The sequence below is a fragment of the Bradyrhizobium sp. USDA 4354 genome, assembly GCF_054060315.1.
In genome coordinates this window covers 1289069-1313384 of the sequence record NZ_JBSSDC010000001.1, presented here as the reverse complement: position 1 = coordinate 1313384, position 24316 = coordinate 1289069, and the positions used below count along the sequence as shown (strand labels likewise).

The window sequence follows — 24316 nt, the reverse complement described above, 5'->3', positions numbered from 1 at the left end:
CACCAAGCACGCGCGATGGACTCGGTCGACCAAATCAATCGGTCAGCTTTGCGCAAAAAGGAAAAGCCCCGGGCAATGCCGGGGCTTTGTCTGTCGGAGAAAGAACCGATCAGTACTTGGCGACGATCGGGCCACCGAAGCGGTAGTTGACGCGAGCGGTGACGATGTCGACATCCTGGCGGATCGTATCACCGCGCATGAATCCCGGAACGATGTCCGAGGTGAAGGTGATGTCGCGATGTCCCATGAACAGGTGATCGTATTCGAGCGCCAGCGACCAGTTCGGCGCGAAACCGAATTCGATGCCGGTGCCTACGATCCCGCCCCAGCGGGTCTCGGTGGCGCGATCAAACACCGAACCGGTGCTGGTGATCACGCCCTCGTACTTGTCGTGGGTGACCGCGGCGCCGCCCTTCACGTACCAGAGGACGTTGTTCCAGCTGTAGCCGACCTGGCCGGTGAATAGGCCAAGCGCATCAATCTTGGAGCGGTTGGTGAAGTTGCCGTAGAACAAGCTGGAATTGGAGCCGGTGAAATCGGCCCAGTTGCCCTGCGCCTCAACACCGAACACCCAGCTGGCGGCCTGCCAGCGGTAACCGATCTGACCACCGACGGTGGCGCCGCTCGCATCGTGACAGCCTTCCCGGAAGGCCGGAGTAACGGAGAAGCCGGCATCGTTGTAGATGTCCCAGCACTTGTCGGCCCAGCCACCACCGCCGTTGGCGCCGACGTAGAAGCCGCTCCAGTTGTAGATCGGAGCGATTGCGGGTGCCTTGGTGTAGGGTCGGGCCGCGAGGTCAGCGGCCGAAGCAGCGCCGGTGAGCAGCACCATCACAGCGGCAGTTGCGAACGCGAGTTTCGTCATTGGACCCCCAAGTAGACATTTAACGGATGATTCGAATTCAAAACCTAGGCCCAAAATACCGGCTGATTGCGACTTCGTCCGTCGCTCCTGCGCAACAGTTGCGGACAATCTCCGCGAGCGTGGCAATTCGCGCGGTGCTCAGCACCGCACCGCACGGCAACACGATGAAAATTTACGTTTATTCTCAAGTATTTAGTCGTTGACGCGATGGGCCGCTCGATTCGCTTCCGACAGGGCCGCGTCTGAAGTCCGTTCGCGCGTTGACGCTCGGATTTTCGTGCGTCAAGCTTTACCAAAAGCAAAAAACAAATCGGAGAGGATCCACCATGCTCCGCGCCGAGGACAACAAATTCCTGACCGAGTCCGGCCCCGGAACGGGAATGGACGAATTGTTGCGCCGCTTCCGGATTCCCGTGCCGCTGTCTGAGGAGCTCCCCGAGCCTGACGGCGAGCCGAAGAAGATCATCGTGCTCGGCGAGGAGCTGCTCGCCTTCCGTGGCTCCCGCGGCGTTGCCGGCTTTGTCGGTCATCCGAGGATCGCAGCAGCGGAGTAGCGCTTGAGGCGGCGGCGGAACATCATCGTCGGACTGGTCGCGTCGATCTTGCTGTCGCCGCTTGCGACTGTTGGCAGCAGCGAGGCCGTTGCCGCGCGAAAGACTGCGAGACTCAAGGCCAAGCAGCCGTCACCGGCCAAATGTGAGATGCGTAAATTTCGGATCGTCGTGGATGTCGGGCACACCCCGGACTCCTACGGCGCGTTGAGCGCGCGCAATGATCCGGAGTTCGGCTTCAATTTCCGCCTCGCCAGATTGATCACAGCGAAGCTCAAGTCTGAAGGCTTTGCCGAAACCCGCCTGCTCGTCACGGACGGCAAGGCACGGCCGAGCCTGTCCAAGCGCGTCGGCGCCGCCAACGAAGGCCGCGCCGATCTGTTCCTGTCGGTCCATCATGATTCGGTACCGGACAAGCTGCTCGAAATCTGGGAGTTCGACGGCGCGAAGAGCTATTTCAGCGACCGCTTCTCGGGTCACTCGCTGTTCGTGTCGCAGCAGAATCCGCACTTTGCCACCAGCCTGATGCTGGCCCGGATGATCGGCATGCAGCTGAAGGCGCAGGGCCTGCACTATGCCAGCCAATACACCCTGCCGGTGATGGGCCGCTACCGCCGCCAGCTGCTCGACAGGGATGTCGGCGTCTATCGCTATGACGGGCTCGTCGTGCTGTCGCGCACGCGGAGCGCCGCCGTGCTGCTCGAGGCCGGCTCGATCATCAATCGCGACGAGGAAATGGAGATGAACTCGGCGGAGCGGCAGCAGCTGATTGCAGGTGCCGTGGCAGCCGCGGTAGGGGAGTTTTGCGAGAGGCGGTAGACCGCGCTGGCCGCTGGGCATCCAAAGCGTGATGGGATCAGGATGAATCGTCATCGCGAGCGACTTGCACGCCCTACAGCGGCCCGCCCCGATACTCCCGGTTCGCCAGACTAGCCTCCTCCAGATCCAGATCGCGCTCGATCCGCCGTCGTGTCTCGTCGGTGATCTGGCCGTCGCGCAGGAGGTTGTGGATGAATTTTCTTTCGGCGGCGATCAGGTCGCGGGTCAGTGCGATACCGGCGGCTGAGACGTCGTGGTGGTTGGGATCGAGCGAGTCCGGGAGCTGGTTGACGCGGATATCGTGTCGTGCACGCAGAAGCCGCATCACTTCTTCGGACACTTCTTTCTGCGTGGTCAGCGCGTCGAGCGATTCCAGTGCGGCATCGAGCGCTTGGCGGCGGGCGGCGATCTCGGCTTCGTGCGCGGCGGCGTGCTCGTGGCGGCCGGCTTCGGCGACGCCGAGCCAGCGCACGACCGGCGGCAGCGTCAGGCCGACGCCGATCAGCGTGACGAAGATGACGCCGAAGGCGACGAACAGGATCAAATCGCGATACGGAAAGGCCTCGCCGTCAGGCAGCGTGAACGGCAGTGCCAGCGCGGCCGCCAGCGACACCGCGCCGCGCACGCCGGTGAAGGCGAGCACGAACGGCCATTGCCATGGCGGCGACGGGTCGCGCTCACGCAGCGATTTGGAGAGCATCCGCGGCAGATAGGTCGCGGGATAGAGCCAGGCGAAGCGCGCGATGACGACGATGACCAGGACCACCGCGGTCGCGATGAGAATGTCGTCGAGCGGGAAGGCCTTTGATTTCTCGTAGAGCGCGCGCATCTGGAAGCCGGTGAGCAGGAACAGCATGCCCTCGATCAGATAGATCACGAGATCCCAGAAGAAGATGCCTTGCAGGCGCGTTGCCGACGAGATCAGCAACGGCCCGTTCCAGCTCACATAGAGGCCGCAGGCGACGGTCGCGATCACGCCGGAGCCGCCGACGTGCTCGGGCAGCCAGTAGGAGACGTAGGGTGTGATCAGCGACAGCGTCAGCTCGACCTGCGGATCCCCGGACCATTTGCGGAAGCGTAAGGAGAGCCAGCCGACGCCGATACCGAAGGCGATCTCGCTGGCGACGATGAGGAGGAACTCGCCGGCCGCGAGCGGCAGCGAGAAATTCCCGACCATGATCGCCGCGAGCGCGAAGCGGTACAGGATCAGCGCGGTGGCATCATTGGCCAGCCCTTCGCCCTCGAGGATGACCAGGAGCCGGCGCGGCATGTTGAGCCGGCGCGCGATCGCGAGCGGCGCCACCACGTCGGGTGGCGCGACGATAGCCCCGAGCAGGAAGCCGATGGTCCAGGGCAGACCGATCATGTAGTGCGTGACGGCCGCCACCATCGCCGTGGTGAAGATCACCGCGCCGACCGCGAGCAGCACGATCGGACGCAGATTGTTCTTGAACTCGCGCCAGCTCATGGCGACGCTCGCCGAGTAGATCAGCGGCGGCAGCACCATCAAGAGCACCAGCTCTGGTGGCAATTCCACCGGGGGCATGCCCGGCACGAAGGCGAGGCCGACGCCGGAGAGCATCAGCAGAATGGCAGGCGCGATGTTGAAGCGGCGGGCGGCAAGTGCGGTGCCTGCCAGCACGGCGAGCAAGATGAGAAAAGTCTGAAATTTCGCTTCCATGACGGTCTGTCTTGACCCGGAAGCGCCCGCAAGGTCAATGCGGCGCGGCTTACGCCAGCCGATCGGCGACCATTCGCCCGATTTGCGCAAACACGGCCGCGATCCGCGCCGCACTCGGCGTGCCGCCTTGGACATAGGCCGCGATCAGGATCGGTGTATCCGGCTTGGGCCAGGCGACCGCGATATCGCCCGAGGCGTCCTTGCCGTTGTTGCCGGTCTTATCGCCGATCTTCCAGCTCGCGGGGAGCCCGCCGCGCAGCCGGTTTGCGCCGGTCTTGCAGTTCACCATCCATTCGGTGAGCTGCTCGCGTGAGGCCGGCGACAATGCTTCGCCCGTCACCAGCCGCCGCAAATTTCCTGCCATTGCCGCCGGCGTCGTGGTGTCCCGGGGGTCGCCCGGCGGTGAGCGGTTGAGCTCGGGCTCGTTGTGGTCGAGCCGCGAGGTGGTATCGCCGAGCGACCGCCAGAATGCAGTCAGCGCGGCGGGGCCGCCGATCCGCGCCAGCAGCAGATTGGCGCAGGTGTTGTCGCTGAGCTCGACGATGGCCTTGCACATCTCGCCGACCGACATCTTGCCGGCCACGAGGTTTTCCCTCGCCACCGGTGCGTATTCCAGCAGATCCGCCTGGCCATAAGGGATCATGGCCGCGAGTTGCGCCTCACCGCGATCGACCCGCGCCAGCACGCAGGCCGCAAGCGAAGCCTTGAATGTCGAGCACATGACGAACCGCTCGTCGGCACGCCAGGCGAACTTCGCGCCGGTGGTCAGATTTTCCGCATAGACCCCGATCCGCCCGCCGCTCTCGCGTTCGTAGGTTTCGAGCTCAGGCGGCGTCTCCGCGGCCAGCACGGGAGAGGCGGCCATCCAGCACAGTGAGGCGAGCAGGGAGCGGCGGTCGAGAGGCATGGGGAACCTTCGGGCAAGTGGACAGGGAGATGCAGCCGACGCTTCACCCGCACCGTCATTGCGAGCGCAGCGAAGCAATCCAGAATCTCTCCGCGGAGGGATTCTGGATTGCTTCGTCGCAAGGGCTCCTCGCAATGACGGGTGGCGAGAGTTTGGTTCGCAGTGACGAGAAGAGAGCGCCTCCCAATTCGGGCGGCCGAAGGTTTTGCCCTCTCACTCCCTCAGGTCGTACCGGTACGACTTCGACACGATCTGCCAACCGTCCGCGAGCTTCATCGCCACCAGATAGTCGGTGAAATAGCGCGGGGGCAGTTGGCAGCGCACCTTGATGAAGGCGGTCTTGTCGTCCGAACGGTCGATGGTGACGATGAAGTCCTCGCGCGGCTTGCCTTCGGCCTTGGCCGAGGCGCGCTTGCGAACGCGGTCGAGCCAGTCGGGCACCGTAAGAACCTGGAGCTCGCCCTTCTCGACCCAGCGCAGATCGGCGGAGGGATGGAAGATGGCGCCGAGCTTTTCGGCGTCGCCCTCATAGAGTCCGTCAAAGTAGGATTGCACGACTGCTTCGACGCTCGACCGGTCCTGGCTCATGGGTCATTCCTTTGCATGATGGTTTCGGGGGAACTTAGTCGTAGACATTAAAATGCGCTATGGGTGTCTCTCGCCAATTGTGCAAGGACGCTGGAATGACCGGATCAGAGAATTCGAACGCTCGTATCCTCACCGGCGAATGCTATTGCCGCGCTGTGCGCTTCGAGGTGGCCGACGAATTTTCCTATGCGATGAACTGCCACTGCTCGAACTGCCGTCGCACCACCGGCGCAGCGTTCAAGCCGTTCGCCGGCATCCCGCAGGACAAGCTCCGCATTATCCAGGGTGGGGACCTCCGGATGATTTTCGGCGACGACACTACTCATGACGCGCATTGTGCCCGCTGCGGCTCGCTGCTCTATTCGCGGGTCCGTGAAGGACAATGGGTCCATGTTGCCATGGGAACCCTGGTCGATGCCCCCTCGATCCGGCCGAGCGCCCATATTTTCGTTGGCTCGAAGGCGCCTTGGTACGAAATTACGGACAATCTGCCGCAATATCGGGAGCACATCGGGGTTGTCTGACGGAACCCCGTCCGCACGGCCATTCCTTGGCGAACCGCGACAGCGCTGGCGCGACAAACAAAAGAGGTGGTTCGGCCTGTCGTCGGCGTCCCCTTCGTGACCTCCATCACAAGCGCCGGCGGCGGATGTTGCTAAAGCGGTGCCAAAGGGCCCGAACGGCCCGGAACATCGGAAGTCGTGTCATGCGCAGCTTGCTCAGACTTTGTCCGCTTTTCGTCGCCCTCGGCCTGCTGTTCGGCGCCGGGCCTGCTTTTGCCGGAAAGCGCGTCGCGCTGGTGCTCGCCAATTCGGCCTATCAGCACGCGCCCTCGCTCGCCAATCCCGTCAATGACGGGGCGGTGATGGCGAAGACGCTGAAGGAAGCCGGCTTCGATGTCGTCGAGTCCCGGCACGATCTGTCGGCGCTGGACACGCGGCGCGTGCTGCGGGACTTCGCCGACGCGACCCGCGATGCCGATATCGCCGTGGTCTACTACGCCGGCCACGGCATCGAGGTCGAGGGCTCGAACTATCTGATCCCGGTGGATGCCAAGCTCGAGCGCGACACCGATGTCTATGACGAGGCGCTCTCGCTCGACCGTGTCCTGGTTGCGGTCGAGCCGGCAAAGCAGCTTCGTCTGGTGATCCTGGATGCCTGCCGCGACAATCCGTTCGGCAAGAGGATGAAGCGCACGATTGCCTCGCGCGGCATCGGCCGCGGTCTCGCCCAGGTCGAGCCGACCAGCCCCAACACGCTGATTGCCTATTCGGCCAAGGCCGGTTTCACGGCACAGGACGGCGACGGTGCCAACAGCCCGTTCACCGTCGCACTGTCGAAGCATCTGACCACGCCGGGCCTCGACGTCCGCCGCGCCTTCGGCTTCGTGCGTGACGACGTGCTCAAGTCGACCGGCAACAAGCAGGAGCCGTTCGTCTACGGTTCGCTCGGCGGCGAGGACGTGCCGCTGGTGCCGGTCAAGGTGGCGGCCGTAGCGCCGACGGCGAACCCGCAGGCCGACATGCGCCGCGACTACGAGCTGGCGCTCCAGGTCGGCAACAGGCCGGCGTGGGAAGCCTTCCTCGCCCAGCATCCCGACGGTTTCTATGCGAGCCTCGCCAGGCTCCAGCTCGAGAAAATCGGCGCCGAGCAGGCCCATGCGGCGGCCACGGCGAAGGCGAAGCAGGCCGAGGCGGAGCGCGACCGTCTTGCCGCGCTCGGCGCGCAGAAGGATGCTCAGGCCAAGGCTGTAGCCGAGGCGAAGGCTGCCGAGCAGGCGCAGCTTGCCGCGCAAAAAGCCAAGGAGCAGGCGCAGCAGCAGGCGGCCGCCGCCGAGCAGCAGCGCGTCAATCTCGCTGCTTCAGCCCCGAGCGCTGCGCCGGCCAGCACGGCGGGCTCGCCCGGCACCAACGTCGCCTCGCTGACCCCGGCGACCGTGCCGGCCGATCTCAACCGCTCGGTGCAGACCGAGCTCGGCCGCGTGGGGTGTTACTCCGGACAGGCCGACGGCAATTGGAATACGTCCTCGCAGCGATCGCTGTCGCAGTTCAACCGCTATGCGGGCACCAAGCTCGACGTGAAGGTGGCGAGCACCGACGCGCTCGATGCGGTCAAGTCAAAACCGTCGCGCGTCTGTCCGCTGGTCTGCGAGCACGGCTTCAAGGCCGATGGCGACAAATGCACCAGGATCGTCTGCCGTGAGGGCTATGCGATCAACGACGACAATGAATGCGAGAAGCAGCGTGCGGCCAAGCCGGCCAAGCCCGCGGCCGCGAAGCGCGACGACGGTGATGAACGTCCTGCACGGCAGCGTCGTCAGGCCGGAGGTGGGGCTGCTGGAGCTGCGGGCGGTTATGGTGCCGCCGCCGGCATCGCTACTGCCGCTGGTGCAGGCCGCGCCGCCGCTGGTGGACAGGTCTTCTGCAATAGCGCGGGCTGCCGTCCGGTCAGCCGCGGTTGCCGCCTGGAATATCGCGGCGGCGGTGGCCCCGGCAACGATGCGAATGTAGAAGTGTGTCGTTGAAGGCCGTGCCTGATCAGAGATGTCGTCCCGGAAGGCCGGCACGACATCAGGTCGCAATCGCGCTCGCGGCGATGTTCACCGTCAGTGCCAACAGCGCCGTGTTGTAGATGAACGAGACGATCCCATGTGCCGTGGCCGTGCGGCGGATCGTCTTGTCGGTGATGCCGACGTCGGAGACCTGCGCGGTCATGCCGATCACGAACGAGAAATAGACGAAATCCCAATAGTCGGCGCGGTCTTCCTTGCCGCCACTCGGGAATTGCAAGCCGCCCGGCTTGGCGTTGCGGTAATAGTCATGCGCGTAGTGCAGCGCGAACGTCGTGTGCACGGCCGCCCATGACAGCGCGATGGTGGTGATCGCGATCGTCAGCTCGAGGACGCCGCGATGCGGGGTGCCGAGCTCCGAGACGATCGCCGCGATGCTGGCGAAGGCGCCGGTCGCCGTCACCAGCAGGATCACGAAGCGGCCGTCGTCCTGCATCGCGGCGGCGCGGCGGATGTGCTGGTGGTCGTTGCACAGCATCATCGCATAGACCAGCACGAGATAGACCGCGATCAGCCCATCCCAGCCGAGTAGGAGCCGTGTCACCAGCCGGTATGTCCCCGGCAACAGCAGGCAGACCAGGATGCCGACCGCGAGCGCGATGAAGGTCCGCGGCCGTGCATAGATGAGCCGCATCGGCCGCGACATCTGGCGGAAGCGGACGAGGACGGGATCCTCTTTGCCGCCGGCCGCCATCGACGCGCGTCAGCTCTTCCGCTCGGCGACGAAGCGCGCGGCGGCCTGCAGCACGACGGCCCGGTCGCCGAAGATCGAGACGGCGCTGTCGGCGCGCGCGAGCAGGTCGCGCACGCGTTGCTTGGCGCCTTCGATCCCGAGCTGGGTCACGAAGGTGGTCTTGCCGAGAACGGCATCCTGGCCCGACGGCTTGCCGAGTGCGGCCGCATCGCCTTCAACGTCGAGCAGATCGTCAGCGATCTGGAAGGCTTCGCCGAGCGCGCGGCCGTAATCGTCGAGCGCCTGATATTCCGCATTCGAGGCCTGGCCGAGGATCGCGCCGGCGATGCAGCCATAGCGCAGCAGCGCGCCGGTCTTCATCTGCTGAATACGCGCGACATCGATCGGCTCGTTGCCACCAAAGCGGCCTTCGCCGGCGAGGTCGAGGATCTGACCGCCGACCATGCCGCCGATGCCGGCGCAGCGCGCCAGCGCGCGTGTCAGCAGCAGCCGCACATTGGCGTCGCGATGGATCTCGTCGCGGGTGATGATGTCGAACGCTAGCGTCAAGAGGCCGTCGCCGGCCAGGATCGCGGTCGCGTCATCGGTCTTCTTGTGCAGGGTGGGGCGGCCGCGGCGCAGGTCCGAATTGTCCATCGCCGGCAGATCGTCATGAATTAGCGAGTAGCAGTGGATGCATTCGAGCGCCGCGCCGGCGAGCAGGGCCGCCTCGCGCGGCACGCCGAACACGGCCGCGCTCTCGACCACCAGGAACGGCCGCAGGCGCTTGCCGCCATTCAGGCTCGAATAGCGCATTGCGTCCATCAGTCGCTTGGGCCGGGCGATCTCGTCGTGCAGGATGTCGTCCGACAGCAGGCGCCCGAGCAGGGTCTCGGTGTCATCAGCGGTCTTGTCCAGACGTTTGGCGAAATCGGACGGGGGCGTGCCGGTCATCAAGAAGGGCTCCAGAACTAAAATTCGGCCGGACAATCCTTTATGCGCCCGCCCCAGTCAATCGTTTGGAAGGCCTAAAAACTGCTGGAAAAGGCCCGAATTATCACAGACTTAATGGTCCAGCCCGTGGCCGCGGTTCAGTTTGCGCCGGAAAGGTCGATTTGCGCATCGTCAAAATCCTGCTGGTGGCGCTCGCGGTTGCAGTTCTCGCACCCTATGTGATCGCGCCGTTCTACCGCACCGGCCACCCTGTTTCGACGCTGATGGCCTGGCGAAGTTTACGGGGCGCGCCGATGCAGCGGCAGTGGATCAATCTGGCCGATATGTCGCCCTATCTGCCGCGCGCGGTGGTGGCGGCCGAGGACGCCCATTTCTGCAAGCATCGCGGCATCGACTGGGGCGCGCTGCGCGAGGCGATCGACGACGCGAGGGAGGACGGCACCGCCTTCCGGGGCGCCTCCACCATCACCCAGCAGGTGGCGAAAAACCTGTTCCTGTGGCAGGGACGAGACTTCGTCCGCAAGGCGCTCGAATTCCCGCTGGCACTTTGGATTGACCTCGTCCTGCCCAAGCCGCGGATTCTGGAAATTTACCTCAACATCGCCGAGCTCGGCCCACAAGGGCAGTTTGGCGTGGAGGCCGCCAGCGCCTATGCCTTCGGCAAATCGGCGGAAAACCTCTCCCCCCGGGAGGCCGCGCTTCTGGCGTCGATCCTGCCGAATCCGGTCAAACGCAGCGCCCGGACCCCCGGCCCGGGCGTCCGGCGGCTGGCGGCCACCTATATGGCGCGGGGGCAGGCGAGCTCGCTTGCGACCTGTTGGAGCGAAAATCGCTGATTTTGGCCCGTTCCGGGCGTATTTTCCGGGCCAAGAGCCTAGCTTTACGGTCAGCCTTCCTCTATAAGCGCGGCCTTGATCGGCATTCAGCTCGCCTCGTATTGCGGGTGCTGAGCCGTCCCTTCGCGGACGATGCCCTGATGACACCAATCCCTAGAGGATATTGAAATGGCCGTTCCGAGAAGAAAAACCTCGCCGTCGCGCCGTGGCATGCGCCGCTCGGCAGATGCCATCAAGAAGCCGACCTATGTGGAAGACAAGGACTCCGGCGAGCTCCGTCGTCCGCACCATCTCGACCTCAGGACCGGCATGTACAAGGGCCGCCAGGTCCTGAAGAAGAAAGAGTCCTGACGGCAGGACCTTTCCTCAGGCGGGAGATCAGACCCGCCTGGTTTCGGCCAACCCATGAGATAGACGGTGACGGCGGCGGAGCAAATGCTTCGCCGCTGCATTGTTCTGTCCGGATATCTTGATCGAGAAGGCATCTCGCCGATGGTCGGTTTCCCGCTGCTCCTGATTCCGCTCGCGGTCTACAACATCATCGCCTTCCTGATGCCCAGCGTGTCCTTCTCGGACGTGCTGTTCAAGGTGCCGATGATCACGGGGGAGGCCTGGCCGGTCACGCTCGCCGATCTCCTGCTTGCGCTCGGCGTGGTGCTGCTGCTGCTCGAAGTGGTCAAGGGCGCGCGACCGGGCTCGAAATTCCTGATGGATCACTTGCTGTCGCTGATCATCTTCGGCGCGGCCGCTGCCGAATTCGTGATGTGGCCCAAATTCGGCAACTCCACCTTTTTCCTGCTGGTGCTGCTCGCGATGGCGGACTTCCTCGGCGGCATTGCCCAGCGCACGCGCCGCCGCGTCACCTATGTCGCCGAGACGACGGTGCCGGCGCCGCGCAAGGCCAAGCGCAGGGCCGAAGCGCCGGCGGAGGATGTGGAGTCCGAGCGCAAGTTCGAGCCGGTGATTGCGCCGCAGCCGGCACCGGCGGCGCCGCCCGCCCCCTCGGCGCAATCCGTCGCCGAATCCGTGCTGATGGATCATCCTGCGCCAAAGCCGGTGCAGGGCCCATCCTCGCCGGAGATTCCCTCGCCGCATCTTCAGCCGGGCAACGGCACGCCGTCTTCCGACACGCCGCCGCGCTGATTTCTCTGAATTTGCTCGCATCTCACCGCGGCGGCAGTGTGCTCCCTCGCCCGTTCTTACGGGGAGAGGGATGGGGTGAGGGGCCTCTCTCCGCGGATGAGATAGCCGTGGGACCTGTACCCCCTCACCCGGATCGCGCCGGACGATGCTTCGCATCGTCGAGGCGCTTCTTACCTCTCCCCGCAAGCGGGGAGAGGTAAGAAGCGCCGTCTCACTTCAAGTCCAATCTCAAGCCACCTGCCGCGTCCGCGCGGCGACGCTTCCTAGTGGCCGCTTGCTGCCATAGGCCGTCCGCGCATCTTCGGAAGAGGCGCGGCGGAGCCGGCTGGTCTGGGGCAGATATTCGGCATTGGCGATGAGCTGGGTGACGAAGCTCGGATCGGGGCGCGGCAGCGGCGCCTTGTGAACCCACTGCAACGTCGGCATCAGCGGCACCAGGGCCGTGCCTGTGCCGTTGTCCGCCGCGTCCGATCGATCCGTACTCAACATCGCAATCACCGTTGATCCGGCGAGATTGTCGCGTTTCGGGACGCGGGCGCCGGTGCGAGTCCTGTACTCGCAAGGCCTATGCCGGCCAGGCCGGTTTGGTTCCCCGCGCCGGGGAAACGTGGTTTCCAAATTGTTTATCAACTTTGCCTAGGGTCGGAAGCGAATCTGGCTCTATTCTGGGTCGGCTCAGGACTTCTCCACTGTCCCAAAACGAGGCGATTTTGACTCCTACATTGCCGCAAGCCTCCGACATCCTGGCCGCGCTCGGTCAGGCCGTGTTCGCCTGGGACATCGCCAGCGATGGCATCGTCTGGGGCGAGCAGGTCGCCAGCATCTTTCCCGGTATCCCCGCCGAGCGGCTCGCGACCGGCGCCGAATTCGCCAAGCTGATCGAGCCCGCGCAAACGCTGCGGACCGCGGCTCTGGCGCAGACCTCCGCCGTGCACGGTGCCGACGGCACGCCCTATCGCGTCGAGTACGGCGTGCGCATGAGCGCCGGCGATCCCGTCATCTGGATCGAGGAGACCGGCCGCTGGTTCGCTGGTCCCGACGGCCGCCCCGTGCGCGCGATCGGCTCCATCCGTATCAACAACGAACGTCACGCCCGCGACGAGGAACTGACGAAGCTGGCCCGGCTCGACCCGCTGACTGGCGAGCTCAACCGCTCGCATCTGATCGCGGCGCTAGCCGAGACGATTGAGGAGACCACTCGCTTCCGCTCGACCGCGGCCTTCATGCTGGTCGGCATCGATCATCTCGCCCGCGTCAACGATGCCTTCGGCTTCGACGTCGCCGATGCCGTGATCCTCGACATTGCCAAGCGCATTCGCTCGCGCCTGCGCGGCGGCGACGTGCTCGGGCGCTTCTCCGGCAACAAGTTCGGCCTGATCCTGAAGAACTGTACCGTCGACGACATGAACGTCGCCGCCGAGCGCTTCCTCGCCGGCATCCGCGACGAGGTGGTGCCGACGAAATCAGGCCCGGTCTCGGTCACAGCGTCGATCGGCGCGGTCAGCTTGCCGCGCTATGCCCGCAACACGGACGAGGCCGTCAACCGCGCCCATGAGACGCTGGATGCCGCCAAGCGCCGCCGCGTCGGCTCGTTCGCGGCCTGGCGCCCGGATGCCGCGCGCGACGCACAGCGCCGCGTCAACATTCGTGTCACTGACGAGATCGTCACTGCGCTCAACGAGCGTCGCATCAGGCTCGCCTATGAGCCGGTGGTCTCGGCCGTCTCGCGCGAGCGTGCATTCCACGAATGCCTGGTACGGATGGACCAGGGCGACGGCCAGGTGCTGCTCGCGCCCGACATCGTGCCGGTCGCCGAGCGGCTCGGCCTGATCCGTCTGGTCGACCATCGCGTGCTCGAGCTCGTGGTCGCCGAGCTCGCGGCTGCGTCCGACATCTGCCTCAGCCTCAACATCTCGCCGGATACGACCATGGATCCGGATTGGTGGGCGGGAATCGAGTCGCTGATGCTGGCTCATCCCGGTGTTGCCGAGCGGCTGATCATCGAGATCACCGAAACGGTCGCGATCCAGGACATCGACGATGTTCGCGCCTTCGTCAGCCGCCTCAAGCATTTCGGCAGCCGCATCGCCATCGACGATTTCGGCGCCGGCTACACCTCGTTCCGCAACCTGCGCAAGCTCGGCGTGGATATCGTGAAGATCGACGGCGCCTTCGTGCAGAACGTCACCCATTCCGCCGACGATCGCGCCTTCGTGCAGACCCTGATCGACCTTGCCCGACGCCTCGACATCAAGACCGTGGCCGAATGGGTGCAAGACGAGGAGGCCGCAAACATGCTGCGCGATTGGGGCTGCGACTACATCCAGGGCCGCCTGATCGGGCTGGCGTCAGCCGAGCGCCCATGGGGCGCGCCGTCGGACAGCGCGCTGCCTGCGGCGGGGTAGGTGACTTCGTTTAGTCGTGCGGCGATCTCGCTTCACCCTCTCCCCTTGTGGGAGAGGGTGACTCGCCGCAAAGCGACGAGACGGGTGAGGGGTCTCTCTCGGCGAGTCAATTCTCTCTGGAGTTCTCGGAGAGATGCCCCTCATTCGGCGCCATAGCGGAAGCTTCGCTTCGGCGTCCTCGAGAACGGCGGCCGAAGGCCGCCTATGCCACCTTCTCCCACAAGGGGAGCAGGAAGATCTCACGCCCCCTCATCCAGCGCCACCAGCTCGCGCTTCTTGCGCAGTGACGGCAGCAGCGGCGCGGTCAGCAGCACCAGCGCAAGCACAAGGCACACCCCCGAGATCGGCCGCTGCACAAAGGTCCAGAGATCGCCCTGCGACAGTATCAGCGACTTGCGTAAGTTGTTCTCCATCATCGGCCCCAGCACGAAGGCGAGCACCAGTGGCGCCGGCTCATAACCGAGCTTGCGCATGAAATAGCCGATGATCCCGAACGCGATCATCACATAGACGTCGAACACGTTGTTGCTCGAGCAGTAGACGCCCAGGATCGTGAACAGGATGATCAGGGGAAACAGGATGTTGTAGGGCAGCTTGAGCAGCTGCACCCACATGCCGATCATCGGCAGGTTCAGAATCAGCAGCATGACGTTGCCGATATACATGCTGGCGACGATGCCCCAGAACAGGCCGGGGTTTTGCGTGATCAGCAGCGGTCCCGGCTGCAGGCCGTGAATGACGAAGGCTCCCAGCAACAGGGCCATCACCACATTCGGTGGGATGCCGAGCGTCATCAGCGGAATGAAGGCGCCGCCCGCCGCGGCGTTGTTCGCCGATTCCGGCCCCGCGACACCTTCGATCGCGCCATGTCCGAAACGCTCGGGCGTCTTCGACAACCGCTTCTCCAGCGCGTAGGACGCAAATGACGCCACCACCGCGCCGCCGCCCGGCAGGATGCCGAGGAAGAAGCCGAGGATCGTGCCGCGGCCGACCGGACCTGCGCTCACCTTCCAGTCCTCTTGGCTAGGCAGGAGATGGGTGATCTTGGTGTTGATGATGTCGCGCTTGATCGCCTGCTCGGTGTTGAGCAGCACCTCGGCGACGCCGAACAGGCCCATCACGACGGGCACGAGGCCGATGCCGTCGATCAGCTCCATGCGGCCGAAAGTCAGCCGCGGTTGTGCGGTGATGCTGTCGAGCCCGACCAGCCCGAGCACGACGCCGATGCACGCCATCAGCAGCGCCTTCGGCATCGATCCCTGGGTGAGGAAGGTGAGCACCACGAGGCCGAGCACCATCAGGCTGAAATACTCGGCCGGGCCGAAGGCGATGGCGATGCTGGCAAGCTTCGGGGCCACCAGCATCAAGGCGACCAGCGCAAAGGTGCCGGCGGCGAAGGAGCCGAAAGCGGCGATGCCGAGCGCGGGGCCGGCGCGGCCCTGTTTCGCCATCTGGTGGCCGTCGATGCAGGTGACGACGGAGGCGGCTTCGCCGGGGATGTTGACCAGGATCGAGGTGGTCGAGCCGCCATACATCGAGCCGTAATAGATGCCGGCCATCATGATGATGCCGGATTCCGGCGTTCCCGACAGCGTCACGGGAAGCAGCAGCGACATCGCCGAGATCGGCCCGATGCCCGGCAGCACCCCGACCAGCGTGCCGATGAAGACGCCGATGAAGCAATAGAGCAGGTTGATCGGCAGCAGTGCGACGCCGAATCCATGTGCCACGTTGACAAGCGTATCCATGCGATCAACCGATCCCGAACAGGCCTGAGGGCAACTGGATCAACAGCAGCCGCTTGAGCACCCACCACATGCCTGATGGTACCAGCACGGCGATCGGGACCGCCAGGGTCCAGCGCACCGGATCGATCAGTCGCAACAGCAGCAGCATCAGCGGGATCGACGACAACAGGAATCCCAGCGGCTCCAGCGCGAAGGCGAATGCGGTGAGGCAGGCGATGAGGAGAAGCGGCTTGCTCCAGCGCACATTCTCCCAGCGCGAGGCCAGCGTCGGCCCGCCCTCGGTGACCGCCGAGACGATGATGGCGCCTGCGAACACGCACATCAGGATGCCTGTATAGAACAGCACATAGCCGGAGCCGGGATCGTTGATGGTGCCGAGCTTGAGCTTCAGCCCCGACCAGATCACGAAGCCGCCGAGTGCAAGCCCGATCAGCCCGCCCCAGAGTTCGGAGTTGCTGAGGCGGAGCTTGACGTTGGTTGGGTTGCTCATCGCGATCCTCTCGTGCCCCGGGCGCGCAGCGCAACACCATAAGTGCGTTCACGCACGTCTTTGACGTGCTATGGTGGTACGCTGCAGAGCCGGGGCCCCATGAGTGTGGACGAAAAAGGTGGGTCCCGGCTCTGCAGTGCATCGCTGAAGAAGCGCTGCACCGCGTCCGGGACACGCTGGCGGTTAAACTCTATTTCTTCGCAAGCCCGAGCGTCTCGATCACCTTGCGCTCGGACGCCGTCACCTCCACGATGAACTTCTTGTAGTCCTCGGTGTTCTTGTAGTTCGGCACCATGTCGTATTTGGCGAGCGTGGCGATGACCGCAGGATCCTCGACCGCCTTCTTGAAGGCATCGTGCAGCTTGGCGACGATCTTGGGATCCATTCCTTTCGGCCCGGCGATGCCGAACGGGGAATCATAGACCATGGGATAGCCGAGCTCCTTCAGCGTCGGCACATCGGGATAATTCGGCGATCGCGCGCCGGTCCACACCATCAGCAGCCGCAGCTTGCCGGCGTCGACCAGCGGCCGCCATCCCGTGGAATCCGCCTGAAGCATGGTGTGCTGCCCGAGCACTGCGGCGTTGGTCTCCGCACCGCCTTTGAACGGGACCTGCGTCAGCTTGATGCCGGACATCGCGGCGATCTGCTCCATGCCGATATGCAGCGACGTGCCGGCGCCGGGCGTGGCGTAGGTCACCTTGCCCGGGTTCGCCTTTGCGAACTCCACCACGTCCTTCCAGCTCTTGAACTGCGACTCCGCGCTGGTCGTCACGCCGAAGGTGTAGCCGGTGAGATGGATGATGTAGGTGAAATCCTTCGCCGGATCCCACGACACCTCCTGCATCAGCGGCAGACGGAACACCGTGATCGGGATCTGCGAGATGGTATAGCCATCCGGCTTCGCCGCCGCCGCCATCGTCGCCGGTCCGACCGTGCCGCCGCCGCCGGCCTTGTTGTCGATCACGATCGGCTGCCCCAGCACCTTCGAGGCGCTGTCGGCGATCGCGCGCATCGAAATATCGGTCGATCCGCCGGCCGGCCATGGCACGATCAACGTGATCGGTTTGGTGGGATAGTCCTGCGCACTGACGGCAGTGGAGAGCAATGCGCCCATGACGGCGTGCAGCGCGGCAAATGCGATCGTCTTCAGCCCGTATCCCGACATCGAAACGCCTCCCTCGCGGCGGCCTCTTTGGGACCGCCGTCTCTCGTTCTTGTGAGGCGATTGTTCCTGAATTTGAAGGAGAAGAAAAGCGCATTGCGCAGACCACTGCGCGGCAGTCGGTCAGGCAACGCCGGCAGAGCTGCTACATGCGACAATTCGTCGTTTGGCCGCGTGCCGAGAGACGGAATTTGAGGAGCCGAAGCCGTCAGGCCACGCGCCGGACCATGTTCAGTGTCTCGATGGCGCGGCCGACCTCCGATGCGAGACAGGGCTTGCCGAAATAATAGCCTTGGACCGCGGTGCAGCCGCATTCGCGGACGAAATCGAGTTGCTCCTCGGTCTCCACCCCCTCCGCCGTGGTCTCGACACCGAGCACGGAGCCGAGGCTTGCGATGGTGCGGACGATGGCAACGCTCTCCGGGCTTTCGCCGAGCGTGCCGACGAAGGAGCGGTCGATCTTGATGCGGTCGAACGGAAACTTGCGCAAGTAGCTCAGCGAGGAATAGCCGACACCGAAATCGTCGAGGCTGACGCGCACCCCCAACGCGCGGAGCTGATGCAGGATGTCGATGGTCGCCTCGCTATCGTCGAGCAGCGCCGTCTCCGTGACCTCGAGCTCGAGCCGCTGCGGCGGCAGGCCGGCTTCCGCAAGTGCGCTCGTGACCATCGCCACCAGCCCGCGCGAGCGGAACTGCACCGGAGAGAGGTTCACCGCGACGGTCACGCCGGGCCACGACGCGGCGGCCGCGCAGGCCGCGCGCAACACCCATTCCCCGATCGGAACGATCAGCCCGTTCTCCTCCGCAATCGGAATGAATTCGGCCGGAGAGACGAAGCCGCGCGAGGGATGTTTCCAGCGCAGCAGTGCCTCGAAGCCGGTGAGCTCGGAGGAGTCGAGCCGCATCTGCGGTTGGAACACCAGATGAAACTGATTGGACTCCAGCGCGCCGACCAGGTCCTGCTCCAGCGCGTGCCGGCTGCGCGCCTGTTCCTCCATCTCGGGCTCGAACAGCTGATAGGCTCCGCGCCCCTTAGCCTTGGCCTGGTACAGCGCGAGGTCGGCGCATTTCATCAGCTCATCGGCATCGAGTCCGTGGTCGGGTGCGATCGCGATACCGACGGAGACGCCGACATGGATCGACTGGCTTTCCAGCGGCGGGGGACGGCCGATGATGTCGACCAGGCGGCGGGCGAGCTCCTCAGCCGATTGCGGCTGCGGCCCGCGCTGGAGAACCGCGAATTCGTCACCGCCGAGCCGCGCGACGGTGTCGTGCTCGCCGACATTCTCCTTTAGCCGGGCCGCGACCCAGCGCAGCAAGCGGTCGCCTGCGGCGTGGCCGAGGCGGTCGTTGACGGTCTTGAAATTGTCGAGGTCGAAGCACAGCACCGCCATGGCGCCGCCGGCGATCGCGACCTGGTTCAGTCCCTCGCTCATCTTGTCGTGGAACAGCGTGCGATTGGGCAGGTCGGTGAGCGAATCGTGCCGCGCCATGTGCGCCACCCGGGCCTGGGCCTTGTGACGTTCGGTGACGTCCTCGTAGGTGACGACCCAGCCGCCGTGCTCCATCCGTTTGTGATTGAGCTTGATGATGCGGCCATCGCTCAAATGCCGGTGCAACGTGTGCTCGCCCTCGCGCAATCTCTCGACATAGTCGGCATAGAGCTTGGCGCCGGTCGTGTTCGGATGGATGCCGAGCTCGCAGCTGTGCTCCATGATCTCGCGCATCGAGACGCCAGGCTTCACGATCTCCGGCGACAGTCCGTACATCTCGATATAGCGGCGATTGCAGACGATCACGCCCAGGCTTGCATCGAGCATGCACAGGCCCTGGCTCATGTTGTTCAGGGCCGCGTCGAAGCGGCGATACTGCTCGCTCAGCTGCTCGATCGTACGTTCGCGCTCGGTAATGTCCTCATAGGTGGCGACGAAGCCTCCCTGGGGGAGCGCGCAATAGCGCACCGAGATCACGGTGTCATTCGACATGCGCCGACGCATCGGCGAGGAATCGCGATTCGCGATCCTCGTGCTGGCGGCCTCGAGGAGCTGTTGCGGACTGTATTCGGAGGAGAACGCGCCGTTCGCCATCGAACGCTCGATCAGCTCGGCGAGATGGGTCCCGGGCCGGGTCTCCTCCGGCGACAACCGGTAGATCTTGCGGTAGGTGGCGTTGCAGACTCGAAGCCGCATGTCGCTGTCGTAGAAGGCAAGCCCGTGCGCCATGTTCTCCAGCGCCGCATCGAGGATGACGTTCTGCTGCCTCAGCGTTTCCTCATATTGCAGCTGCTCCGTGACGTCCTCGTGCACCGTCACCCAGCCGCCGTCGGGCAGGAAGCGGGAGACCGCCTGCACCATCCGTCCGTCATAGCGCATCACCAGCAGGGTCTTCGCCTTCCTGCGGCGTACATCTTGCAGCCGGCTCTCGTGAAATTCGTCACCCGACATGCCCGGCAGGTTGCCGCGCGACATCCAGTGCTCGATCACCGTACCATGCGAGACGCCCGGCTTCACGATGTCGGGATCGAGGTCGTAGAGCTTCAGGAATCGTTCGTTGCAGACGACGACGCGGCTGTCGACGTCGTACATGATGAGGCCGTGCGACATGTTGGCGAGCGCATGCTGGCTGCGCTCGGTCTGCACGCGCAATTCCGCTTCGAGCCGGGCGAGGCGGGTGACGTCGTCGCAGATCGTCATCCAGCCGCCGCCGGGAAGCGGCTTCAGCTCGAGCGACATGACGAGGCCGCTCGCCAGCCGTTGCTCGGTTTGGAACGGCTTTCCCCCCGCGATCTGCGCGATCCGCGCCGAATACAGCGCGTCGAGCTCGCTTTCCGGAAAGTTGCCGCGGCTTGCGCTGTGCGCGAGCACCTCACGGTAGCTCGTGCCGACCCGCACAATGTCGGCCGACATGCTGAAAAAGGAGAGATAGCGCTGGTTGATCAGAACGATCCGGTTGTCGGCATCGTAGACGCAAACGCCTTGCTCCATGTGGTCGAGCGCAAGCTGGCTCAGCGCGACCAGGGCGTCCGGGCCCTGCTCGCTGCGTGCACCAGGCTCGTTGTCGCGGGTCGACATCATGGGGTCGGCGGGACCTCGGCAGGCAAAAGACTTAACGCAACCTATTTCAGCCGCCGAGGGTAGCGAAGAGGCCGGAAAATTCCCTTAAGCGCAGTAGTTTACGGAGGGTGACCGGCGATGAAGAGATGTGTGTGTCGCGACCTGCATGGTTGCGTCCCAGGCACCGAGCTTTCACCGTCATCCTGAGGTGCCGGAGCGAAGCGGAGGCCTCGAAGGACGACGGCCCGGCTGCATCTCGGCCGTTCATCCTTCGAGGCTCACCACGCTGCGCGCGGCGAGCACCTCAGGATGACCGTGCTGGAATGTTGCGTGGGGGTCCAACTACGGCCCGTACAGCACGAGCTCCGTGTCGGTGAGGTCGGCGAGCTGTGGCCGGTGCGGTCCCTTGAAATATTTGCGGCCGCGCCGCTCGGTGTAGATGCCGACGAGGCCGGGAACCGGACCGTTGGCGTCGACGGCCACAGAAATCTTGCCGAGCCGCAGCAGTAATCGGCCGATGCGGCCGGCGCATTCGGCATATTCGGCGGCACTTCGGCAATAGATCAGCTTCATTGCGGGCGGTGCGAAGAAACCGCGGCGGATCCGCACCGGTTGCAGGATGAAGGGAAACGTTCCCTTCGGCGTGCGGCAGACGAGGCTGAGGCAATTGTAGCGCGCATGCCGCGTCAGGAGTTCGGACTCCACTTCGGAAAGTCCCTTGATCTCCTTGGCGTGCGGCGGGATGACCTCGATCTCGCTCCAGCGCGGCGCGCGCGCCAGCGCTGGGACGGAGAAGAATATGCCGCGGCAATAGGCGCGAAAGCCCTGCGTCTCGATGATCGGCCAGGTCCACGGCGCCGGGCTGATGTTGAAATAAGTGACGTCCTTGTGCCGCTGGGCGATCTTGGTCAGGAGCGGGGCGTAGTTGCGGTAGGCCGGGTCGACATACCAGCTCGACAAATTGCACCGGATGGCGGTCTCTTCGCCGTCGTTGCGCGCCGTGTAGATCAAGAGCAGCACGCCGACCGGCGTGCCGTCGTCGTCGAGCATGTAGCCGAAGCGCGGATAGCCCTCCGGCACGGATCGGAAGGCCTGCCGGCGCAGGCCCTGAATCCAGTATTCGCGTGAACGGCCGACGAAGCCGCGCGTCAGCAAGTCCGCGATCTTATCGACGTCGGACTCGGTGATCTCGCGGCATCGAACCTTGGTGTGGATCACGTTCGTCTTGCCCGTGGAAATGGTCGGCCTCGTGAGTTGCGTTAGCGCCAGCCTTCGCCGTGGGCACTGGCCGCAACATGCGGCTGCAGGCCCAGGACGTCCCGCACCTTGGCAGGCCAGGCGGAAAGATCGGTGCCGTGGGTGTGGAACATGGCGACTGCGAGCCGGTCCATGCCGAAGGCAACGCAGCCGGTATGGGCCGGCTCGCCGTTGGCGTCCTGGATTCCCCAGGTCGTGCCGAAATGCTCGCGGTGATAGTTGAAGCTCATACAGGCGGTCGGCTGCTCTTCGGAGCGCAACGGAATCAGGAGCTCGAACTTGAGCTGTTGCTGCTTCTGGCTCACTGCCTTCATCTGGCCGACCCGGCCGAAGAAGGGATCGCTGGCATAGTCGACGCGGAAGGTAAGGCCGAGGTCGCGCGCGATCGCCTGTGCGCGCACCATCCAGCGCTCGCGGAAATCGGCGACGTCCTCAGCCGTGCCGATACAGACATATTCGCGCATCCGGAACGATTGCAGCCGATCGAGATGCTTGGATGGCTCGCGGCGGAAGCAGTCGGCGGCGACGTCGAAGCGCAGGCCGCCCTTCGGCAATTGGCCACGGCTCGCCGCAATCGGGTAGACCGGATAGCAGGCTGCCGGCGATAGCACGAGGTCGGCGGGCGACAGTGACGTGGTCCAGTCGCCGCCCGCATCGAAGCGGCTCACTGCGGCGTTGATCTCGCGTTCGGTGCCGTGGAGGCCGCAGACGCAGCCGAGCAGGTTCGGAAAGCTCTTGAGATAGCCGGATTTTTCCAGCTGGGCGCGGCTCATCACCGGCGGGAAGCGCATCACCTCGGTGCCGGTCTCGCGATGGCTGGTGATCAGCCCGGCGAGCTTCTCGACGACGCCTTCATAGAGCGCGGTGCGGGCATAGACGCCCTCGGCGCCCATGCGGTGGAACAGCTTGTCGGCGAGATGATCGAGCGGATCGATCATCTGCGGCGCAGTATCGGGCGAATTGGGGAGGACGGCAATGTTCATGGTTCGATGTCCTGCTATCTCAAAATTGTTCTTTGTTGATTCCGTCGCCAAGGCTCGTCAGTCGCCAAGGCATGTTAGTCACGAAGGCATGTTAGTCACGAAGGCTCGTCGGCACCCCGCTCATCAATGTCGATGTTGCGGCGTTGGCCAGGATCCGGTCGTTGTTGATCATGATCGGCGACGACAGCACGTCGCGCAGATGACGGCCCATGGTGAACTCGCCATCGTTGCGGTAGCCGGAAAGACCCGTGGTGCGCATCGCATGCATCACGGTCTCGACCGCGAGCTCGGAGGCCTGCACCTTCAAGAGCGTGATCGACGACTGGAAGTCGAGCGAGCCGAGCGCGCGCTCGTCATGCTCGGCGCGGGCGAAAGCATCTAAGTTGGCGGCGATCAGCGCGCGCAGCTTGGCGAGCGACATCTTGGCGGCGGTGAAGTGCGCCGCGGCCGGGGGCATCTGGCCGCCGGAAGCGCGCGCCGCCTTGCGGATGAAGGCCTGCGCACGGGTCACGGCCGCAGCGGCGATGCCGGCCCAGGCCGACGACCAGCACAGATGCGCGAACGGCGTCATGGTCTGGGCGTGGATCTTGTCGTAGGCTTCAGGGAAGACGCGGTCGGCGGGGCAGTCGACCTTCAGCTCGAACCCGGTCGAGCAGGTGCCGCGCATGCCGAGCGTTTCCCAGCCGAGCGTCCGCTTCAGCGAATAGTCGTCCTTGGCAAGCGCCAGCAGCACCTGGTCGGAGGCGGCGGCACCGGTGGCGCGGCGGGCGATGGTGACGAGACCGTCGGCCTCGGCGCCATAGGAGATCACGGTGGCGTCGCGCACCAGCGAGACGGTGTCGCCGGCATGGTCGACCGCGGCGGCGCTGGCGCGGATGTTGCCGCCATTCTGGCCCTCGGTGGTGGAGGAGGCGAGCAGCCATTGGTCGCGGGCGACCCGGCGCATCATGGTTTCCATCCAGGGGATGCCATGGCCGTGCCTGATGACGCACGCGACCTTGGTCTGGTGCATCGCGTAGATCATCGCCGTGGACGCGCAGGCGCGTCCGAGCGTGTAGCAGATGTCGGTGATGTCATAGATCGAGGCGCCGAAGCCGCCGAACTCGATCGGAACCATCGCGCCGAGCAGCTTTTGCTCGCGTGCGACCTCGAAGGCTTTATGCGGGAAGCGGGCGTCGCGATCGACCCCGTCTGCGTCGGCCGCGGCCGCAGCGGCGGCTCGGGCGGCGCGCTCGATCAGGGAGGGGCCCTGCTCGAGGAAGCTCGTCTGCGTTTCGTCGACAGTAAGGACCGCTTCACGCACGTTCATGCTCGTCCGCCTCCGGTTTGCCGTTCGAGATCGCCAGCATCATTCGCGATGCCGCTTGAAGCGATCCTCCGGCCATCTTTGCTTGTGAGACGAGGCTACGGATTTAATTCAAATTCGTCGATGAAATAGAGGGTAAACAAAACCCAATTCCGAACGAACAGTTAAGGTCCGGTTGTTTGCATCACCCGATTTTCCGGCATCGCGTTAGGACTCTGGAAGAAGCCCGAATTTCAGACAATCTGAGTCATCGTTTACTAACAAACGCGAAGTATCGGTGCCTCCCATTGCAGGATCGGCAGGCCGTGCCCATCGTAGCCG

At 64.6% G+C, this 24316-nt stretch carries 22 protein-coding genes; 8 read left to right on the top strand and 14 right to left on the bottom strand.

Annotated elements, in window-relative coordinates:
* Positions 1 to 109 precede the first annotated feature (109 nt).
* Complete coding sequence (locus tag ACVIIV_RS06200) at positions 110 to 865, bottom strand: outer membrane protein (protein WP_456743410.1); 756 nt, start codon at positions 863 to 865, stop codon at positions 110 to 112.
* A gap of 326 nt (positions 866 to 1191) precedes the next feature.
* Here ACVIIV_RS06200 and ACVIIV_RS06195 point away from each other — a divergent pair, with 326 nt between their 5' ends.
* Complete coding sequence (locus tag ACVIIV_RS06195) at positions 1192 to 1419, top strand: hypothetical protein (protein WP_456743409.1); 228 nt, start codon at positions 1192 to 1194, stop codon at positions 1417 to 1419.
* 3 nt (positions 1420 to 1422) lie between these two features.
* Complete coding sequence (locus ACVIIV_RS06190) at positions 1423 to 2235, top strand: N-acetylmuramoyl-L-alanine amidase (RefSeq protein WP_456743408.1); 813 nt, start codon at positions 1423 to 1425, stop codon at positions 2233 to 2235.
* A 73-nt stretch (positions 2236 to 2308) separates the two neighbouring features.
* Here the strand turns inward: ACVIIV_RS06190 and ACVIIV_RS06185 are convergent, their stop codons facing one another.
* The 3 genes from ACVIIV_RS06185 to ACVIIV_RS06175 all read right to left on the bottom strand — a co-directional run bounded on the left by ACVIIV_RS06185 (position 2309) and on the right by ACVIIV_RS06175 (position 5411).
* Entirely contained in the window at positions 2309 to 3916 is a 1608-nt protein-coding gene (locus tag ACVIIV_RS06185) for a Na+/H+ antiporter (protein ID WP_456743407.1), read from the bottom strand.
* Between the two features lie 49 nt (positions 3917 to 3965).
* Positions 3966 to 4823 (bottom strand): class A beta-lactamase, encoded by an 858-nt coding sequence (gene bla, locus ACVIIV_RS06180; protein ID WP_456743406.1) that lies wholly within the window; start codon positions 4821 to 4823, stop codon positions 3966 to 3968.
* Between the two features lie 213 nt (positions 4824 to 5036).
* Positions 5037 to 5411 carry a nuclear transport factor 2 family protein gene (locus tag ACVIIV_RS06175; protein ID WP_061020581.1) on the bottom strand — a complete coding sequence of 125 codons (375 nt, stop codon included), beginning with the start codon at positions 5409 to 5411 and terminating at the stop codon, positions 5037 to 5039.
* Between the two features lie 95 nt (positions 5412 to 5506).
* Here ACVIIV_RS06175 and ACVIIV_RS06170 point away from each other — a divergent pair, with 95 nt between their 5' ends.
* Together ACVIIV_RS06170 and ACVIIV_RS06165 are read left to right on the top strand one after the other, a co-directional pair.
* Entirely contained in the window at positions 5507 to 5935 is a 429-nt protein-coding gene (locus ACVIIV_RS06170; RefSeq protein ID WP_456743405.1) for a GFA family protein, read from the top strand.
* Between the two features lie 182 nt (positions 5936 to 6117).
* Positions 6118 to 7935 carry a caspase family protein gene (locus tag ACVIIV_RS06165; protein ID WP_456743404.1) on the top strand — a complete coding sequence of 606 codons (1818 nt, stop codon included), beginning with the start codon at positions 6118 to 6120 and terminating at the stop codon, positions 7933 to 7935.
* Between the two features lie 46 nt (positions 7936 to 7981).
* Here ACVIIV_RS06165 and ACVIIV_RS06160 read toward each other — a convergent pair whose 3' ends face one another.
* Both ACVIIV_RS06160 and ACVIIV_RS06155 read right to left on the bottom strand, forming a co-directional pair.
* Positions 7982 to 8674 carry a DUF1345 domain-containing protein gene (locus ACVIIV_RS06160; protein ID WP_456743403.1) on the bottom strand — a complete coding sequence of 231 codons (693 nt, stop codon included), beginning with the start codon at positions 8672 to 8674 and terminating at the stop codon, positions 7982 to 7984.
* 9 nt (positions 8675 to 8683) lie between these two features.
* A complete protein-coding gene (locus ACVIIV_RS06155; protein ID WP_456743402.1) occupies positions 8684 to 9607 on the bottom strand; it encodes a polyprenyl synthetase family protein in 924 nt (307 codons plus the stop codon).
* Between the two features lie 161 nt (positions 9608 to 9768).
* Between ACVIIV_RS06155 and mtgA the strand changes: the two genes are divergently transcribed.
* From mtgA to ACVIIV_RS06140, 3 genes are all read left to right on the top strand, one after another.
* On the top strand, positions 9769 to 10443 hold the full coding sequence (mtgA, locus tag ACVIIV_RS06150; RefSeq protein WP_456743401.1) for a monofunctional biosynthetic peptidoglycan transglycosylase: 675 nt from the start codon (positions 9769 to 9771) through the stop codon (positions 10441 to 10443).
* Positions 10444 to 10611: 168 nt separating this feature from the next.
* A complete protein-coding gene (rpmF, locus tag ACVIIV_RS06145; protein WP_456743400.1) occupies positions 10612 to 10794 on the top strand; it encodes a 50S ribosomal protein L32 in 183 nt (60 codons plus the stop codon).
* Between the two features lie 141 nt (positions 10795 to 10935).
* Entirely contained in the window at positions 10936 to 11586 is a 651-nt protein-coding gene (locus ACVIIV_RS06140; protein ID WP_456743399.1) for a hypothetical protein, read from the top strand.
* 228 nt (positions 11587 to 11814) lie between these two features.
* Here the strand turns inward: ACVIIV_RS06140 and ACVIIV_RS06135 are convergent, their stop codons facing one another.
* Complete coding sequence (locus ACVIIV_RS06135) at positions 11815 to 12075, bottom strand: hypothetical protein (protein WP_456743398.1); 261 nt, start codon at positions 12073 to 12075, stop codon at positions 11815 to 11817.
* A 221-nt stretch (positions 12076 to 12296) separates the two neighbouring features.
* On the opposite strand from ACVIIV_RS06135, the gene ACVIIV_RS06130 reads away from it, so the two are divergent.
* The gene (locus ACVIIV_RS06130; protein ID WP_456743397.1) at positions 12297 to 13991 is read left to right on the top strand and encodes an EAL domain-containing protein; all 1695 of its coding nucleotides are present in this window, start codon (positions 12297 to 12299) and stop codon (positions 13989 to 13991) included.
* A 239-nt stretch (positions 13992 to 14230) separates the two neighbouring features.
* Here ACVIIV_RS06130 and ACVIIV_RS06125 read toward each other — a convergent pair whose 3' ends face one another.
* The 7 genes from ACVIIV_RS06125 to ACVIIV_RS06095 all read right to left on the bottom strand — a co-directional run bounded on the left by ACVIIV_RS06125 (position 14231) and on the right by ACVIIV_RS06095 (position 23998).
* Positions 14231 to 15739: a tripartite tricarboxylate transporter permease gene (locus tag ACVIIV_RS06125; RefSeq protein WP_456743396.1), complete on the bottom strand. Its 1509-nt coding sequence runs from the start codon at positions 15737 to 15739 to the stop codon at positions 14231 to 14233.
* Positions 15740 to 15743: 4 nt separating this feature from the next.
* Positions 15744 to 16229 carry a tripartite tricarboxylate transporter TctB family protein gene (locus tag ACVIIV_RS06120; protein WP_456743395.1) on the bottom strand — a complete coding sequence of 162 codons (486 nt, stop codon included), beginning with the start codon at positions 16227 to 16229 and terminating at the stop codon, positions 15744 to 15746.
* 190 nt (positions 16230 to 16419) lie between these two features.
* Positions 16420 to 17397: a tripartite tricarboxylate transporter substrate binding protein gene (locus ACVIIV_RS06115; protein ID WP_456743394.1), complete on the bottom strand. Its 978-nt coding sequence runs from the start codon at positions 17395 to 17397 to the stop codon at positions 16420 to 16422.
* A 205-nt stretch (positions 17398 to 17602) separates the two neighbouring features.
* Positions 17603 to 20467, bottom strand: coding sequence for a PAS-domain containing protein (locus ACVIIV_RS06110; RefSeq protein WP_456743393.1), 2865 nt, complete (start codon positions 20465 to 20467; stop codon positions 17603 to 17605).
* A 324-nt stretch (positions 20468 to 20791) separates the two neighbouring features.
* On the bottom strand, positions 20792 to 21667 hold the full coding sequence (locus tag ACVIIV_RS06105; protein ID WP_456743392.1) for an acyl-CoA acyltransferase: 876 nt from the start codon (positions 21665 to 21667) through the stop codon (positions 20792 to 20794).
* Positions 21668 to 21708: 41 nt separating this feature from the next.
* Positions 21709 to 22689: an amino acid--[acyl-carrier-protein] ligase gene (locus ACVIIV_RS06100; RefSeq protein WP_456743391.1), complete on the bottom strand. Its 981-nt coding sequence runs from the start codon at positions 22687 to 22689 to the stop codon at positions 21709 to 21711.
* 91 nt (positions 22690 to 22780) lie between these two features.
* Complete coding sequence (locus ACVIIV_RS06095) at positions 22781 to 23998, bottom strand: acyl-CoA dehydrogenase family protein (RefSeq protein WP_456743390.1); 1218 nt, start codon at positions 23996 to 23998, stop codon at positions 22781 to 22783.
* Between the last annotated feature and the right edge of the window lie 318 nt (positions 23999 to 24316).

Bases quoted from the DNA above. Each gene is read 5' to 3' on its own strand.
- ACVIIV_RS06200 (WP_456743410.1), bottom strand. From the start codon at position 865: ATGACGAAACTCGCGTTCGCAACTGCCGCTGTGATGGTGCTGCTCACC.
- ACVIIV_RS06195 (WP_456743409.1), top strand. From the start codon at position 1,192: ATGCTCCGCGCCGAGGACAACAAATTCCTGACCGAGTCCGGCCCCGGA.
- ACVIIV_RS06185 (WP_456743407.1), bottom strand. From the start codon at position 3,916: ATGGAAGCGAAATTTCAGACTTTTCTCATCTTGCTCGCCGTGCTGGCA.
- bla (WP_456743406.1), bottom strand. From the start codon at position 4,823: ATGCCTCTCGACCGCCGCTCCCTGCTCGCCTCACTGTGCTGGATGGCC.
- ACVIIV_RS06175 (WP_061020581.1), bottom strand. From the start codon at position 5,411: ATGAGCCAGGACCGGTCGAGCGTCGAAGCAGTCGTGCAATCCTACTTT.
- ACVIIV_RS06170 (WP_456743405.1), top strand. From the start codon at position 5,507: ATGACCGGATCAGAGAATTCGAACGCTCGTATCCTCACCGGCGAATGC.
- ACVIIV_RS06165 (WP_456743404.1), top strand. From the start codon at position 6,118: ATGCGCAGCTTGCTCAGACTTTGTCCGCTTTTCGTCGCCCTCGGCCTG.
- ACVIIV_RS06160 (WP_456743403.1), bottom strand. From the start codon at position 8,674: ATGGCGGCCGGCGGCAAAGAGGATCCCGTCCTCGTCCGCTTCCGCCAG.
- ACVIIV_RS06155 (WP_456743402.1), bottom strand. From the start codon at position 9,607: ATGACCGGCACGCCCCCGTCCGATTTCGCCAAACGTCTGGACAAGACC.
- rpmF (WP_456743400.1), top strand. From the start codon at position 10,612: ATGGCCGTTCCGAGAAGAAAAACCTCGCCGTCGCGCCGTGGCATGCGC.
- ACVIIV_RS06140 (WP_456743399.1), top strand. From the start codon at position 10,936: ATGGTCGGTTTCCCGCTGCTCCTGATTCCGCTCGCGGTCTACAACATC.
- ACVIIV_RS06135 (WP_456743398.1), bottom strand. From the start codon at position 12,075: ATGTTGAGTACGGATCGATCGGACGCGGCGGACAACGGCACAGGCACG.
- ACVIIV_RS06125 (WP_456743396.1), bottom strand. From the start codon at position 15,739: ATGGATACGCTTGTCAACGTGGCACATGGATTCGGCGTCGCACTGCTG.
- ACVIIV_RS06120 (WP_456743395.1), bottom strand. From the start codon at position 16,229: ATGAGCAACCCAACCAACGTCAAGCTCCGCCTCAGCAACTCCGAACTC.
- ACVIIV_RS06115 (WP_456743394.1), bottom strand. From the start codon at position 17,397: ATGTCGGGATACGGGCTGAAGACGATCGCATTTGCCGCGCTGCACGCC.
- ACVIIV_RS06110 (WP_456743393.1), bottom strand. From the start codon at position 20,467: ATGTCGACCCGCGACAACGAGCCTGGTGCACGCAGCGAGCAGGGCCCG.
- ACVIIV_RS06100 (WP_456743391.1), bottom strand. From the start codon at position 22,689: ATGAACATTGCCGTCCTCCCCAATTCGCCCGATACTGCGCCGCAGATG.
- ACVIIV_RS06095 (WP_456743390.1), bottom strand. From the start codon at position 23,998: ATGAACGTGCGTGAAGCGGTCCTTACTGTCGACGAAACGCAGACGAGC.